Raw genomic sequence first — 14,470 nt, forward strand, 5'->3', positions numbered from 1 at the left:
GCCAGTCGGCGATCAGGTTGTAGCCGGTGGCGCCGCTCGACGTGAACGTCTGGAGGGCGGTGGTGAATCCGGCGGCGTCCAGCTTGGCCTTCACGTAGTCGATGGAGGCCTTGTAACCGGCCTTGCCGTGCGCGCGGTTGCCGCCGTTGGCGGTGGCGATGGACTGGAGCTGCGTGAGATGTGTCTTGACGTTCGCGATCGGGATGTCCGGGGCGGCGAGGACGGCGGCGGACGGGGCGGCGGACGAGGACGCCGCCGCGGGAACGGCGGCGGCGAGCAGGGCGGCGAGTGCGAGGGAGGCCGCTGCTGCCAGGGCTGTGCGTCTGGGGGCGGGACGAGTCATGGGGGGCTCCGAGTTCCGTACGCGCGAAGGGGCAAGGGCGTGGACGTACCGGTGCGCCCCTCCCCGCGGGAGGCGGGGAGGGGCGCGGTGTGTGCCCGATCGTGACGTCTTGACGGCACACCGTCAATACGGCATCCGGTCGACCCTGTCCGCTCAGCGGACGGCCTCGTGGTTGCGGTAGCCGAAGTCGTGGCGTGTCAGATGAATTTCCACAGATGGTCGGCGGTCCCGTTGTCGTCGTACTGGACCACCTGGGCGCTGTTCGCGGTCGACATGCCGTCCACACCCAGCACCTTGCCGCTGTTCCTGTTCCGGATGCGGTACCAGCCGCTGCCGTCGTCGACGAGCTGCCAGAGGTGGTCGGCCGTGCCGTTGTCCTCGTACTGGACGACCGTCGCGCTGTTCGCCGTGGACATCCGGTCCACGCCGAGCACCTTCCCGCTCTGGCCGTTGCGGAAGAGGTACCAGCCGCTGCCGCGGTCGACGAGCTGCCAGGCGTGGTCACCGCTGCCCACGTTGTCGAACTGCACCACTCGGGCGCTGTTCTCCGTGGACATCCCGTCGACGGCGAGGACCTTGTCGCTGTTCTTGTTGAGCAGCCGCCGGTAGGCGGGTTCCGGGATCCAGGCGCGTCCGTCCGGTGCGGCGGTCGGGAAGGCCGTGATGCGCAGCCTGGCGGCCCCCATGGGCACGAGGGTGACCGTCTCGGCCGCCGCGGTGCTGCGGGCCGGGCTCTGCTGGAGCGGCGCCACCACGTGCTCGTTGTCGGCGAGCCACTCGGGGATACGGCGCGCCGTCGCGGTGATGCGGACCGGGGCGTCCGCGAGGGTGAAGGGGTTGTCGGGGACGGGCCGGTCGTCGCGGGTGAACGTGAACGGCGTGTCCGGCGTGAGGCCGTAGTTCCACGGGGTGGTGGCGTGCACCGCGTACTCGGGGAAGGCGTCGGTCCCCGCGTAGCGGACGTAACTCTCGCCGATCTTCAGGGAGTACGTGAGCGGTCCGTGGTCGACACTCACCGCGCCGTGGTTGCCTGCCCAGGTGCGCAGGGACGTGCGCTGCGGGAGCCGCAGGGTCACCACGTCGCCGTTCTTCCAGGTGCGGTTCACGGTGGCGAACACCGGGCCGTCCGACGCGGCCACGGCCGTGCCGTTGACCTTGATCTCCGGGCCGCGGCACCAGCCGGGTATCCGCAGCCGCAGGGGGAAGGCGACCGCCTTCGGTGTGGTCACGGTGAAGGTGACGGTCTCGGTGAAGGGGTAGCCGGTCTCCTCGGTGACGGTCACGGCGGTGGCCGAGGCGCCGACCGTGGCGCGGACGCTGCACGGTGCGTACATCGCCGCCACGAGGCCGTTGTCCGGGGTGGTGAGCCACAGCTCCTCGGTGAAGTACGGCCAGCCCATGCCGTAGTTGTGCGGGCAGCAGCGGTACTGGTCGACGCCCGGCTGGAGGGACTGCATGGCGAAGCCGTTCTGGAACTGACCCTGCGTCTTCCTGGTGTTGTCGAGGTCGACGCTGTTGGCGCTGACGATGTAGTGGACGGCCTTGCCCTGCGGGTCGAGCGCCGCGGGCAGCATGTTGAACGCGAGATCCTCGCAGCGGTCCGCCCAGAGAGGGTCGCCGGTGATACGGGTGAGGAGTTCGTGGCTCGCCATGAACTCGACGATGCCGCAGGTCTCGAAGCCCTGACGGGGGTCGCCGAAGCCGGGCCGGTAGTTCTCGTCGCCGGCGATCCCGCCGCCGGGGAACTGGCCGTAGGAGCCCAGGACGGAGTCGTAGCCGAGGTAGGCGGCCCGGGTGAGTGCCGCGTCCCCGGTGACCTGGGCGTACTGGGCCGGTTCACGGAAGCCCTGGGCGATGTTGACGTTGTGGGGGCTGGGTGTCGCGCCGGTCCAGTCCGCGCCCTGGGTGTGCATCTTCGTCGCGAGATCGAGGAGGAAGGCTTCGCCTGTCCGTCCGTGCAGCCAGAGCGCGATGTCGAGGGCGTCACCCGTACGGAAGGAGATCCAGCTGGAGTGGAACACCGACGCGGGGCGGCCGTTCATGTACCGCATGAAGCGGGTGATGAACGGGACGATACGGGTGTCCTTGGCGTACTCCTCGTAGGTGCGCAGTGCCATCAGCAGCGGGAGGAAGGGCCAGAAGTCAGGACCGCCGTTGAGTGCGGTGCGCAGTGCGGTGGGGCCGAAGAAGCCGTCGGACTGCTGGGTGGCGAGGATCGCGTCGATCCAGCGCCGTACGGTGGCGAGCGCCGTCGCGTCGTTGGTGGCGATGGCGAGAGGGACGTAACCCCGCAGCCAGTACGGCAGTTCCTCCCACCCCGCCTTGGCCGGGTCGACCCAGCCGGTCGCGGCGAAGTCGAGGAAGTGCGAGCGCTCCGCGTAGCGGCCGCAGAGCCCCTGGAGCTGGAGCTCGAGCTGGCCGGCGAGCCAGCCGCGGGGGGTGATGCTGCCGGGTGCGAGCTTCCGGAAGGCGTCGGCCGCGACGCCCGCCGCGGCCGGACCCGACCGTGCGGCGGCCACCGCGGGGATGCGGGCGCCGAGCGCCAGGGCGGACAAGGCCAGGGTTCCGGTCCGGAGGAAGTGACGCCGGTTGACGGGCATGCGGGGGCTCCTGCCATGTGGGGGCCATGAGAGGGAAGGGGGCACCGCAGTTCTTGTATAACGTTGTAAAGAAGGTCAGTTGGAATGAGAGCACACCACCGGTACGGGCGTCCAGGTTCATGACAAGAGGTGACGATGCCCCCCCGCGTGGACGGTGAGGCTCCCCGTGGGGCCGTCGACACCGTGATCGTCGACGGCCAGTCCCATCGGCGCCTGATCATGCGGCCCGGGCAGCCCGCATTGTCGGTGGCGCCTGGAAGGCTGAACGGCATGAACGGAGATGACGAGCTGTCGTTGCTCAGCTGGATGTACGGCCACGACCATGACGACCCCGTCCCGGCTCCGCGCCTGGGACAGGGTTACGTCGAACTGTCCGGCGGCCCCTTGGACGGGTCGCTCCTGGATGTCACGAGCTGGACCGAGGACGAGATCGCCACCGGCGCCGTGCTGATGACGGTGCTCGGGCAGACCGGCCCCGACGGACAGGCGCGGTACGCCGCGCGCCCTGGAGACCCTGGTCGCTGGGACTGGTCGGGAGATGCCGTCTGACGGTGCGCGGGGGAGATCGCGCGTGGAGGAATCCGGCGCTCCGCCGAAGGAATCAGGCTCAGGAGCAGAGCGCACATCCAACGGGGGATACGGCGATGGTGAACGAGACGTCCAACTGGTTCCCGTCCCGTGCGGTCGTGCTGAGGCAGGCGCTGGTTCGGCGAACGTTTGACTGAAGACGTGTCTTCACAGGAGGGCCGGAGCCGTCCGTCGTCGCGGGGCCGGCTCGGTGGGAACCTTCGGCCGGTTGCCGGACACGTACAGAGCATGGAACTGAACGACGCCGGTCCCGCCGCACCGGTCGGAGGGATATGTGACCGAGAGCTGTGGGCGAGGGCCGCCGACGGCGACCGGGAGGCGTTCGGCCGGATCTTCGACCGTCATGGGAAGACCGTCTACAACTACCTGTTCCGGCGCACGGCCGACTGGTCCGAAGCCGAAGACCTCACGTCCACCGTGTTCATGCACGCCTGGCGTCGGCGATCGGAGACGGTGCTTGACCGTGACTCGGCTTTGCCCTGGCTGCTGGGCATCGCCGACCGCCTGCTGTCGAACACCAGGCGGCGGCTGAAGCGGGCCGAGGCGTTGCTGCGGCGGGTCGTCTCGCATGACGAGCCGGTGGGCGACCACGCGGACCGTGTCGCCGGCCTGGTCGACGACGAGCGTCGCATGTCGGAAATCCACCGGGCACTGGCTCGGCTGCCGCGCCATGAACGCGAAGTCGTCGAGCTCTGCATGTGGTCGGGCCTGGATCAGCAGGCGGCTGCGGCAGCGCTGGGGGTGGCGGTCGGAACCGTGAAGTCCAGACTGCACCGGGCCCGGCGGAGGCTGGGGGCCGACCTCGTGGCCGGAGCTGCGGCTCCGGCGTCATTCAGTTCGAAGAGTCCCGTCAACGCGGAAGAGGTCGCACGATGAATCACACACAGGGCATTCCTGCGGCTCCTTCCGATCGTGATCTGCCGAACCACCGGCGGACCCGAGAGGAGCTACTGATGAAGATCGACTCAGAGAACAACCGTGCTTCGCTGCGACGCAGGTGGGGAGTGCCGCTCGGCGTCGCCACCGGCGTCGCGGCGATGAGCGTCGCGGCCGTGGCTGCCTTCAGCGGGATAGGGGATGCCAAGCCGCTTCTCGCCGATCCCGCGGGAAACCCTTCGCACGCCGCCGGATCACCGAGTCCGAGCACAACGGACGGCTCCACGTCGTCCTCCGCTCGCGCGAGTTCCGCCCCGGACAGGTTCTCCATCACCAGCGGGAAGACGACCCCGATCGACGCCGCGACCGTCGCCAAGATCCTGGCCTCCTGCCTGGGTTCGAACGCATCGCGATTCCACTCGGTGATCGCGGTCCGCGCACCCGTCGCCTCGAAGGGCTGGGACGGCGTGGTCATCGCCGTCGACTCAGCCGATCAGTACGTGCAATGCGAGTCAAAGGGCGACAAGGGCAACAGCCTGTCCTCGCCGCCCACGTTCATCAACAACCGCCTGTGGGGGACCGGTCACAAGATCGAGTACTTCGAATCCAGCAGTGTGCCCGTCGGCAAGGGGCAGTACCTGATGCTGGGCGCGGGACACTACACGGCATCCGACATCGTCAAGATCACCATCAGCTATGGCGACGACCCGAAGCAGTACCCGACGGTCATGACGGGCGGCGCGTTCGTCTACGCGGCGGCACTCTCCAGCGACGACGCCGACCCGCACTACGCCGGCCCCAGCCCCTACGTCCATGCCTACAACGCATCCGGCAAGGAAATCTACAACCAGAAGATGGACCCTCAGTTCACCGACTAGCCGTAAGCCGGCCTTTCGGCTGACCTCGGTGCTGCCCCGGCGATATCCCCGGGCGGCATCCAGAATCCCCGGGTGGCATCCAGAGGCGTTCCGGCCGCATTGAGGGTGGCCTGCGCGATGTTCGTGCACGCGGTCGCCGCGGCGCTTGGGCTGTCGGCGCCAGGAGGGCGTCTATGAGGTCGGTGATTCGCCGGTGATGTGAAGAGGCCCCGACAGGTGCCCGGCGGGGCCTCTTCACAGGTCTGGCCAAGAGGGTCTGCGGCTTCTGGCCGCGGCCTCTTCGTGGTGGGCCAAAAGGCGCTCAGGGGAGTCCCTCGGTTCCAGGTGGTCGTTCCGGAGCAGGCCAGAGCCTTCCGTCCAGGACGGTCCGCGGAGTCGGTGACTTTCTTGTGACACGCGTTGCCCAGGTTGCCGCAGGGTTGCGTGAGCTCCTCACGCGAGCAGGCCTCACCGGTCAGCCGGTGGGGCTTCCTCTCTGCAGCAGTGTGTCGCGGGGCTTGACGCCGGCTGTTTCGTCGGCCCCGACGAGGAATGAGCTGCCCGTGAGGCGCCGAAGACGGGTCGTTGACCTGTCCGCCCACCTGCACCTCATGCCCGCTCCCGCTGGGTGTTGATCTTAGGAATCCCACCGACGTGCAACTTCGGGCGTAGGGAGGGGTGCGTATTTCTCTTTCTGTGCGGATCGCTGACCGGGAAGACGGGAAAACAGAGAACTGGTCGACGGCCACCCAGCGCGCCCGCCCGCTGACAGGCCTGCCTGAGCGCGGACTGAAGCTATTCCTCGTATTGGTCCAGACCTATTGACCTGCCCTGGTATCCCTCCTACGATCCGGTCCGGCACAGCCCCGTATGTCCACACCTCACCCCGAGCCGGGCGTCTGCACCCCCATGTGCTGGTCATGTCCATGGCATCCGGCTGGAAGGAAGCGCCGCATGTTCCGTCGGAGGTCGCGCACTTCACGTCTGTCGAGAGATTCCCGCCCCTGTCCGGACCCTGGTCGGAGCCCCGTAGGCGACCGGAGAGCAGCAAGTGCTCCCACACGCCTCCTGGCCGGAGTGAGCGCCGCCGCCGTCATGGGGGTCGGCATCGCCGTGGCCGGCTCCGTCGCGGCCGGAGCGGCCACGACCGGGGCCGTCGCCCCCAACCTGGTGGCCAACTCGGGTTTCGAGAGCGGGCTTTCCGGCTGGACCTGCTCCAGCGGCTCCGGCGCGGCCGTCGGCAGTCCGGTCCACTCCGGTGCATCCGCGCTCAAGGCCACGCCGACCGGCCAGGACAACGCCCAGTGCGCCCAGACCATCAGCGTGCAGCCCAACTCCCAGTACACGCTGAGCGCCTACGTCCAGGGCAGTTACGTCTACCTGGGTGCCACCGGTACCGGCATCACCAGTGCCCCGTCCACGTGGACGCCGAACAGCCCTGCGTACAGCCAGCTCAGCGTCAGCTTCAGCACTGGGTCGAACACCACCTCGGTGACCATCTACGTCCACGGCTGGTACGGGCAGCCCACGTACTACGCGGACGACATATCGCTCACCGGCCCCGGCGGCGGCAGCCCTTCACCGACTACTGCGCTGCCCACAACCGTGCCGCCCACGACCATCCCGCCCACAACTGTGCCACCCACGACCGTCCCGCCGACCACAGTCCCGCCGACCACCACCCCGCCGGGCGACACCTGCCCCACGAAGCCCAAGCCGTCGGGCAAGGTGCTGCAGGGCTACTGGGAGAACTGGGACGGGGCCTCCAACGGAGTCCACCCGGGCATGGGTTGGGTCCCCATCACGGACAGCCGGATCGCCGCGCACGGCTACAACGTCATCAACGCTGCATTCCCGGTGATCCTCTCGGACGGCACGGTCCTGTGGCAGGACGGCATGGACGCCGGCGTCAAGGTCTCGACCCCCGCCGAGATGTGCCAGGCCAAGACGGCCGGGGCGACGATCCTGATGTCGATCGGCGGCGCCGCCGCCGGCATCGACCTGAGCTCCAGCACTGTCGCCGACAAGTTTGTGGCGACCGTCGTCCCTATCCTCAAGAAGTACAACTTCGACGGCATCGACATCGACATCGAGACCGGACTGACCGGGAGCGGCAACATCAACACCCTGTCCGCCTCCCAGTCCAACCTGATCCGCATCATCGACGGCGTCCTCGCCCAGATGCCCGCGGGTTTCGGCCTGACGATGGCGCCGGAAACTGCGTACGTCACCGGCGGAAGCGTCACCTACGGGTCGATCTGGGGCTCCTACCTGCCGATCATCAAGAAGTACGCGGACAACGGCCGCCTGTGGTGGCTGAACATGCAGTACTACAACGGCAGCATGTACGGCTGCTCCGGTGACTCCTACTCCGCCGGCACCGTCCAGGGCTTCACCGCGCAGACCACCTGCCTCAACAACGGCCTGACCATTCAGGGCACCACCATCAAGGTGCCCTACGACAAGCAGGTGCCCGGCCTGCCGGCCCAGTCCGGTGCGGGCGGTGGCTACATGGCCCCGAGCCTGGTCAGCCAGTCGTGGAACGCCTTCGGCGGCTCGCTGAAGGGGCTCATGACGTGGTCGATCAACTGGGACGGCTCGAAGGGCTGGACCTTCGGCGACAACGTCAAGTCCCTCCAGGGCCGTTGAGGACAGGTTGGAGCCGGTCGGGACGCCCAGAACCGAGGTGAGGTTCTGGTGGAAGTTGATCCGGCTCCGCACCTGGGCCGGGTTCTCGCCGACGCACTCCAGCGGTCCATCGATGTTGCGGATGGTCTCACCGAAGCCCGCGCCGTTCATCATCGGGTTGTGTGCGGTCATGGTGCCGGGGCGGTTCTGGGTGTTCCGGCACCGGAGGCCGGTCTTCCAGGCCACCGCGGCGTCGGTCAGCGGGATCAGGTGAACGTGGTCACCGCACGCCAGCCGGCCCGCACCGCGGTGGGGGCGGCGGAGATCAAGGCATCTCGCTGGCGAGCCGCGTCGACAGGAACTGTCCGGGTTCTGGAAGACGTGGGGTACTCCAGGGGTGAGGGCGTTCACTCCATCGCGGTGACCTGCCGGCCGGGCTGAGGAACCCGGCGGTCAGCGCGCATGCCCCCCCGCGACGCACCCATGATCGGCGCCTTATGCAGGGCTGATTGCCGCTCGACGCGATGGGCGGAGTCAACATCGAGGCTCAGCTCCCGGGTTTCCGTCACTGGCGAAAGGCCGGCGTCTGGCGGTCGTGCAGGGGTTGTGGCGTGCAGAGCAGTGCCAGGCGGTCGGCGTCGGTGCTGCCGGGTTCGGCGGTGCCGACGAGCAGGCTCTGTCCCGGGGCGTCCTGCACTTCGAAGGTTTGGTAGGAGAGCGTCAGCCGGCCCGCCACGGGGTGGTGAAAAGTCTTGAACCTGCTGCCCAGCCGGCCGACCTCCTGGCGCTCCCACAGTTGCGTGAACTCCGCGCTCTCGGTGCGGAGTTCGGCGATCAGGGCCGCGATCCGGGGATCGTGGCGCTCGTGGCCGAACGCGAGCCGCAGCGCGGCGACGCTGTCGCGCGCCACGGCATCCCACTCCACGAAAAGGGTGCGTGCGGCAGGGTCGCAGAAGAGTGAGAAGAGCATGTGGCGCGGGTCCGCCAGCGGGGACAGCAGCGCGGTGGCCGGCGCGTTCGACGCGAGGACGTCCAGGCGGCGGTTGACGACATAGGCGACCGCTGCCGGGAACGCGTCCATCAGCCGCTGCAGCCGGGGGGCCACCAGCTCCCCGTCGACGGCGGGGGCTTCGTCTGCCGGTACCAGGCCGGCCAGACGGTAGGCATGCCAGCAGGCGTCTGAGTCCAGGCGCAGGGCTCGGGCCAGGGCGTCGATGACCTGACCGGAGGGGTGGCGCTCGCGGCCCTGTTCCAGACGGGCGTAGTAGTCGGCGCTGACCCCGGCCAGCACGGCGACCTCCTCGCGCCGCAGCCCGCTGACGCGGCGGCCCGTGGAGAGCGGATACCCCACGTCGTTCGGACTGACTCGGGAACGGCGCGCCAGCAGGAATTCGCCCAGTTCGTTGCCGCTCATACCCAAAAGCGTACGCCGGTGCTTCCTAGGAGTGCGGCACCCAGGAAGAGCCCTCCTGCCGCATACGCAAAATCGGTCCCACGCTGACAGAACCGGACGGCCCACCGCAGGGGCCGCCGACCTGACGAAGGAACGAGCATGACGTACCCGCCCACCACGGCCGCGCCGAAGGTCGTCCTGATCACCGGGGCCGGCAGCGGCATCGGCGAGGCCACCGCCCGACGACTGGCCGCGGCCGGCCATCACGTGGTCCTCGGTGCCCGCCGCGCGGAGCGTCTGGCCGCTCTCGCCAAGGAGATCGAAGCCGATGGCGGCAGCGCGCTGCCGCAGTCCCTGGATGTGACCGACCCGCTCAGCATGCGGGCCTTCGCCGCGGCCGCCCTCGACCGGTACGGCCGTATCGACGTCCTGGTCAACAACGCCGGGGTGATGCCCCTGTCCCGGCTGGACGCGCTGCGGACCGAGGAGTGGGACCGCATGATCGACGTCAACTTGCGCGGAGTCCTGCACGGCATCGCCGCCGTCCTGCCGATCATGGGGGCCCAGGGGGCCGGGCACATTGTGAACGTCGCCTCCGTGTCCGGGCTGCGGGTCGACCCGACCGCCGCCGTCTACAGCGCCACCAAGCACGCGGTCCGCGCCTTGTCCGAGGGCCTGCGTCAGGAGAGCAGGGACCTGCGGGTCACCGTGATCAGCCCCGGCCTTACCCACAGCGAGCTGACCGACACCATCGCCGACCAGGCCACCAAGGACGCGGTCACGGGCCAGATGGCCATCGCGATCCCCGCCGCCGCGATCGGCGAAGCAATCCACTACGCCATCACCGCGCCCGACGAGGTCGACGTCAACGAACTCGTCATCCGCCCCACGGCCCAGGGATAGGTGGGGCGCCGATGCTGAGCACGTATGTCACGCTCGGGCGCACCGGGCTGAGGGTGAGCCCCCTGGCTCTGGGCACGATGACCTTCGACGACGGCAGCTGGGGATCCGCTCCCAAGGAGTCCTTCGCCATCGTCGACCGCTATCTGGAGGAGGGCGGCAACTTCGTCGACACGGCCAACCAGTACAACAACGGGGCGTCGGAGTCGACGCTGGGGACGTACTTCGTACAGCGCCCCGGCGTGCGCGACCGGATCGTGCTCGCGACGAAGTTCGGCGGCACGCTGCACCCTGGCGACCCGAATGCCGGGGGTGCCGGACGCAAGGCCGTCCTCACGCAGTTGGACGCATCGCTGCGGCGCCTGAACACCGAGTACGTCGACGTGTACTGGATGCACATGTGGGACCGGCACACCCCGCTGGAGGAGACACTCTCGACCCTGAACGACCTGGTGCGCACGGGGAAGATCCGCAGTTTCGGCCTGTCCAACACACCTGCCTGGTGGGTCGCCCAGGCCGCCACGACTGCGCGGCTGCGCGGCTGGGAGTCCGTCGCGGCGCTCCAGGTGGAGTACTCGCTGCTCGCCCGGACCGCGGAGGGCGAGCAGTTCGGCGCCGCCCAAGCGTTCGGCCTGGGCATCACGCCCTGGAGCCCGCTGGCCTCGGGCGTCTTGTCAGGTAAGTACTCCCGCACAGCCACCGATCACCCGGACTCCGGGCGTGCCGGGTATGCCGCTCCGCTGCTGACCGAGCCGACGTTCGTCATCCTGGACGCGCTGGAGCGCATCGCGAAGGACCTCGGCACGACCATGGCCAGGGTGTCCCTGGCCTGGGTGCGCCAGCAGCAGCCCGTCACCTCGGTCCTCATCGGAGCCCGCACCCTGGCGCAGCTGGAGGACAACCTTGCCTCGGCCGACGTGGTCCTGGACGCCGCCCACCTCGCCGAACTGGATGCGCTGACCACCCCCGCTCTCGACTATCCGCACCCGTTCGTGGACGAGATCGGCATCGGATTCCAGCAGGGGAACACCACCATCAACGGCCTCACGTCCTCCGCCTTTCAGCGGTCCTGAAGAGATCGCTTGCAGCTCCGGCGGACCAAGGCTGAACCGCACGCCTCCCGGCACAGAAAGGCACCTGTCATGGTGACCGAAGATCAGGTACGCACGTGGGTCGAGGGATATCTGCGGGCCTGGACCAGCAACAGCAAGAAGGACATCGCCGCACTGTTCACGCCGCGGGCCGAGTACCACGAGTGGCCCTATGAGACCGACTGGATCGGCCGCGACGCCATCGTCGAAGGCTGGCAGAGCCGCGCTCCCTGGCAGGAGGGCGGCTGGGAATTCGACTGGTCCATCCTCACCCTCAACGGCGACACCGCAGCCATCGAAGGCACCGGCCGCTACAAGGAGCTCGGCACCTTCGCCAACCTCTGGACGGTCACGTTCGACAAGAACGGCCGCTGCACCACGTTCCGCATGTGGAACAACGAGATCTGACCCGCGATCCCGGTCCTCGTCCGGTCAGCCCCGGCCGCGAGTATCTCCGTACCCGAGTCGCCGCCCGATGGCCTACCGGGGCTTCGCGTGGGCACGCATCTGTTCGGCCAGCCGTTCGAGTTCGGCCGCCGTCGCGGGGGAGGCGTTGTTGAGTCCGCTGTGGGCGGCCGTCGGGCCGCGCAGGAAGCGCCGCAGCAGGGTCACGAGCAGCCCTTCCGGCAGGGTCTGCAGTGCCGCGAACGCGCGGGGGACCGGCGGCGTCGGCATGGCGGCCAGGTTATGCCGCATGAGGTGGAGCATGCCGCGGACGGCGTCGGGATCGTCGGCCAGCGCTACCGGGCCGCCCGCCGTGTGCACCGCCTGCCCGAGTGGCGTCTCGAACGCGGCGTGTGTCTTGAGCCAGGCATCCATCCTGGGCTCGGCCTTGGCGTTGATCCCGGCGGTGCGGAACGCCTCCACGATCCGTTCCAGTCGCGGGGTGGTACGGCCGTCGGGTTCGCCGATCGGCATCGCAACCCGGCGGGTCATGAAGTTGGTCCTGCGGTAGCGGACCACATCGCCGTCCATGGTGCCGGCGGCCGTGGGGAAGCCGAGCAGTACCCGCTCGCGGCCGATCACCGCTCCCAGCGGCTCCGCGCCGGCCGCCCAGTTGTGCAGAAACAGCACGTCGCTTTCGAGGCCGGCGAGTGACTCCAGCACCGCGTCCACCTGATGGGTGCGGACAAGGACGGCAGTCAGGTCGTACTCGCCGGCCGGGTGCTCGACCACCGGCACCGGCACCCGCCTGACGGCCGGGCTGTCCGCTTCTGCCAACTGCACGCCGTACTGGCGCAAGGAGGCCAGGCGCTCGCCCCGGGCGAGGAGTGAGACGTCGTGCCCGGCCTCATGCATGCGGGCGGCGAACAGGCTGCCGAGAACCCCGGCGCCGTACACGAGCAATTTCATGACAACCTCCCGCATGTAAGTCAAACGTTCGTTTCAATCGAATGTTTGTATAGTACGGCACGTGGCGCTACCCGATACCCGGACCAAGATCCTCGACGCGGCCGAACGGCTCTTCGCCGAACACGGCTACCGCGGCACCTCGGTGCGCGCGGTCACCGACCTCGCCGGAGCGAATCTGGCCGCCGTCAGCTATCACTTCGGCTCGAAGGCGGAACTCCTGGCCGCAGTCGCCCGCCGCGTGATCGAGCCCATCACCGCCGCCCAGTGCGCACGGCTCGACGAAGTGCTCGCCCGAACTCCGGACCCGCCGGTGGCCGAACTGGTAGAAGCATTCGCAGGGCCGCTCTTCGACGAGATGCCCGCCGGCAAGGAGAGCGGAGCCCGGACATCCCGGCTGATCGTGACGATCCTCAGCGACCCTGCCGAGGAGGCGCGCGGTTGGACCGGCCCGGACGAGGACACGGTCCGCGAGCGCTACCTGGCGGCTTTCGCACACGCACTGCCCGGCCTTGCCCCACAGGAGCTGATGTTCCGTATGCGGGGGATCCTCGCAGTGACGGCCGTGGACCGCGTCGAGGTCTACCAGCAACCCTCCCCTGGCTGCGTGTCCCCGGTAGCGGGCGAGGCGGCCAGGCAATGGGCGATCACGTTCCTGACGGCAGCAATGAGCGCGCCACCGACCCGGGCCCGGCAGTAAGCCTGGGGCGGCTCACCCACCGCTCTCGTCTCAGGCTCTACGACGCACGCTCGTCGTGCTTCACCCTCTGCTTCCGCCACTGTCCGGGACTGAACCATTCGCGGGCCTGGATGACACGGTCCTAGATTTCTGGCGCTTCGCGATATCTGATCTGCGGACGAATGCCGTGCGCGGCTACCTGGCAGAGTTCCTCGTTGCCCGAGCAGTCGGCGCGAGAACGAACCGTTTGGAATGGGATGCCTATGACATCCTGAGCCCTGAAGGAATCAGGATTGAAGTCAAGGCGGGCGGCTACGTCCAGGCGTGGAGTCAGACTCAGGCCAGCCCCCAGGCGCCGGTTCAAGCAGGGCACCGTGCTGACCGTGGACGGCACACAACCGTCGTCCAGCGATCCGTCTGACCACTCGGTCCTCGGGAATCTCCAGGTCGAGCACAGCGTCCAGCTAATTGCCGCAGTCCAGATCGCGACGCTCATGCTTCCCCATCCTCCACTGACCGCCAAGACGAGCTACACCTACAGGAGTTAGTGATCCGCTGTTCGCTTGTGGCTGTTGCTTGCCACAGTCGCATCGATCACGCGGGCGTAGTCGATCCCGTACTCGTTGAGGCTGCCCCAGGCAGGTGAGGGGGTGCCGCACGGATCTGCAGGGCACGAGGGGGCGGGGCCGGGGTCGCTGTAGTCGACCAGGACGGCTGCCCATCGAGCGTTCTTGGGAGGATCAAGGACCGTCCACCGGACCTTCCAGCGACCGTCCTTCAGCAGGTCTGCCGCTGGCGAAACGAGCCAGGCGTTGTCTGGCGGGGCTTCCCGCGCGGCAGGCTGCTGAGCATTGGGGTTCTTCACGATGATGTGGATGAACGCAGAGTTGGGGGCGTCGCTTACGGTGCCCTCGAACTCGTACGTGGTGCCGTCCTGTTGGACATCGGGCTCTTCGGTCTACGCGGAGATGTTGACCTGCGGTTTTGGCGGGGGCGAGGGCGTCGGTGGGGTCTGATGCAGGGTTGGGTGACAGGTGTGGTCACGCGGCCCGGAGAGCCGGTGTAGTCATGACGATCTCGAACTCGACGGGGGTCAGTCGGCCGAGCGATGTTTGTCTGCGGCGTCGGTGGTAGGTCCTCTCGTTCCAGGTCACGATCGCGATCC

The 14,470-nt window shown here is 68.5% G+C and carries 11 protein-coding genes and 4 pseudogenes; 10 read left to right on the forward strand and 5 right to left on the reverse strand.

What is annotated here, in order from left to right:
* Together J0695_RS31245 and J0695_RS31250 are read right to left on the reverse strand one after the other, a co-directional pair.
* Positions 1–343: pseudogene (locus tag J0695_RS31245) on the reverse strand (Leupeptin-inactivating enzyme 1); the annotation flags it as partial.
* Between the two features lie 197 nt (positions 344–540).
* Entirely contained in the window at positions 541–2,943 is a 2,403-nt protein-coding gene (locus J0695_RS31250; RefSeq protein ID WP_206967759.1) for a beta-L-arabinofuranosidase domain-containing protein, read from the reverse strand.
* A 270-nt stretch (positions 2,944–3,213) separates the two neighbouring features.
* Between J0695_RS31250 and J0695_RS31255 the strand changes: the two genes are divergently transcribed.
* From J0695_RS31255 to J0695_RS44300, 5 genes and pseudogenes are all read left to right on the forward strand, one after another.
* Complete coding sequence (locus J0695_RS31255) at positions 3,214–3,492, forward strand: hypothetical protein (RefSeq protein WP_206967761.1); 279 nt, start codon at positions 3,214–3,216, stop codon at positions 3,490–3,492.
* 267 nt (positions 3,493–3,759) lie between these two features.
* Entirely contained in the window at positions 3,760–4,407 is a 648-nt protein-coding gene (locus J0695_RS31260; protein WP_206967763.1) for an RNA polymerase sigma factor, read from the forward strand.
* Between the two features lie 77 nt (positions 4,408–4,484).
* Positions 4,485–5,285 (forward strand): hypothetical protein, encoded by an 801-nt coding sequence (locus J0695_RS31265; protein ID WP_206967764.1) that lies wholly within the window; start codon positions 4,485–4,487, stop codon positions 5,283–5,285.
* A gap of 1,074 nt (positions 5,286–6,359) precedes the next feature.
* A pseudogene (locus tag J0695_RS44295) lies at positions 6,360–6,767 on the forward strand (carbohydrate binding domain-containing protein); the annotation flags it as partial.
* A gap of 186 nt (positions 6,768–6,953) precedes the next feature.
* A pseudogene (locus J0695_RS44300) lies at positions 6,954–7,913 on the forward strand (chitinase); the annotation flags it as partial.
* Between the two features lie 544 nt (positions 7,914–8,457).
* On the opposite strand, the gene J0695_RS31275 reads toward J0695_RS44300, so the two are convergent.
* Positions 8,458–9,306 (reverse strand): helix-turn-helix domain-containing protein, encoded by an 849-nt coding sequence (locus tag J0695_RS31275; protein WP_206967769.1) that lies wholly within the window; start codon positions 9,304–9,306, stop codon positions 8,458–8,460.
* Between the two features lie 138 nt (positions 9,307–9,444).
* On the opposite strand from J0695_RS31275, the gene J0695_RS31280 reads away from it, so the two are divergent.
* The 3 genes from J0695_RS31280 (at position 9,445) to J0695_RS31290 (ending at position 11,684) form a co-directional block, all read left to right on the forward strand.
* Positions 9,445–10,188 carry an SDR family oxidoreductase gene (locus J0695_RS31280; protein WP_206967771.1) on the forward strand — a complete coding sequence of 248 codons (744 nt, stop codon included), beginning with the start codon at positions 9,445–9,447 and terminating at the stop codon, positions 10,186–10,188.
* An 11-nt stretch (positions 10,189–10,199) separates the two neighbouring features.
* On the forward strand, positions 10,200–11,258 hold the full coding sequence (locus J0695_RS31285; protein WP_206967773.1) for an aldo/keto reductase: 1,059 nt from the start codon (positions 10,200–10,202) through the stop codon (positions 11,256–11,258).
* Positions 11,259–11,327: 69 nt separating this feature from the next.
* Positions 11,328–11,684, forward strand: a complete 357-nt coding sequence (locus J0695_RS31290) for a nuclear transport factor 2 family protein (RefSeq protein ID WP_206967775.1) — start codon at positions 11,328–11,330, stop codon at positions 11,682–11,684.
* A 72-nt stretch (positions 11,685–11,756) separates the two neighbouring features.
* Here J0695_RS31290 and J0695_RS31295 read toward each other — a convergent pair whose 3' ends face one another.
* Positions 11,757–12,629: a ketopantoate reductase family protein gene (locus J0695_RS31295; RefSeq protein WP_206967778.1), complete on the reverse strand. Its 873-nt coding sequence runs from the start codon at positions 12,627–12,629 to the stop codon at positions 11,757–11,759.
* A gap of 61 nt (positions 12,630–12,690) precedes the next feature.
* On the opposite strand from J0695_RS31295, the gene J0695_RS45505 reads away from it, so the two are divergent.
* Together J0695_RS45505 and J0695_RS46390 are read left to right on the forward strand one after the other, a co-directional pair.
* Positions 12,691–13,326, forward strand: coding sequence for a TetR/AcrR family transcriptional regulator (locus J0695_RS45505; RefSeq protein WP_206967780.1), 636 nt, complete (start codon positions 12,691–12,693; stop codon positions 13,324–13,326).
* A 166-nt stretch (positions 13,327–13,492) separates the two neighbouring features.
* On the forward strand, positions 13,493–13,726 hold the full coding sequence (locus J0695_RS46390; RefSeq protein WP_505383617.1) for a hypothetical protein: 234 nt from the start codon (positions 13,493–13,495) through the stop codon (positions 13,724–13,726).
* 619 nt (positions 13,727–14,345) lie between these two features.
* On the opposite strand, the pseudogene J0695_RS31305 reads toward J0695_RS46390, so the two are convergent.
* Positions 14,346–14,470 (reverse strand): annotated as a pseudogene (locus J0695_RS31305) (IS3 family transposase); the annotation flags it as partial.

The sequence above is a fragment of the Streptomyces beijiangensis genome, assembly GCF_017315755.1.
Classification (GTDB): domain Bacteria; phylum Actinomycetota; class Actinomycetes; order Streptomycetales; family Streptomycetaceae; genus Streptomyces; species Streptomyces beijiangensis.

What these genes read in the sequence shown, in the direction of transcription:
- J0695_RS31295 (WP_206967778.1), bottom strand. Translation starts at nt 12,629, where the DNA reads ATGAAATTGCTCGTGTACGGCGCCGGGGTTCTCGGCAGCCTGTTCGCC.
- J0695_RS31265 (WP_206967764.1), top strand. Translation starts at nt 4,485, where the DNA reads ATGAAGATCGACTCAGAGAACAACCGTGCTTCGCTGCGACGCAGGTGG.
- J0695_RS31255 (WP_206967761.1), top strand. Translation starts at nt 3,214, where the DNA reads ATGAACGGAGATGACGAGCTGTCGTTGCTCAGCTGGATGTACGGCCAC.
- J0695_RS31280 (WP_206967771.1), top strand. Translation starts at nt 9,445, where the DNA reads ATGACGTACCCGCCCACCACGGCCGCGCCGAAGGTCGTCCTGATCACC.
- J0695_RS31275 (WP_206967769.1), bottom strand. Translation starts at nt 9,306, where the DNA reads ATGAGCGGCAACGAACTGGGCGAATTCCTGCTGGCGCGCCGTTCCCGA.
- J0695_RS31290 (WP_206967775.1), top strand. Translation starts at nt 11,328, where the DNA reads ATGGTGACCGAAGATCAGGTACGCACGTGGGTCGAGGGATATCTGCGG.
- J0695_RS31250 (WP_206967759.1), bottom strand. Translation starts at nt 2,943, where the DNA reads ATGCCCGTCAACCGGCGTCACTTCCTCCGGACCGGAACCCTGGCCTTG.
- J0695_RS31285 (WP_206967773.1), top strand. Translation starts at nt 10,200, where the DNA reads ATGCTGAGCACGTATGTCACGCTCGGGCGCACCGGGCTGAGGGTGAGC.
- J0695_RS31260 (WP_206967763.1), top strand. Translation starts at nt 3,760, where the DNA reads ATGGAACTGAACGACGCCGGTCCCGCCGCACCGGTCGGAGGGATATGT.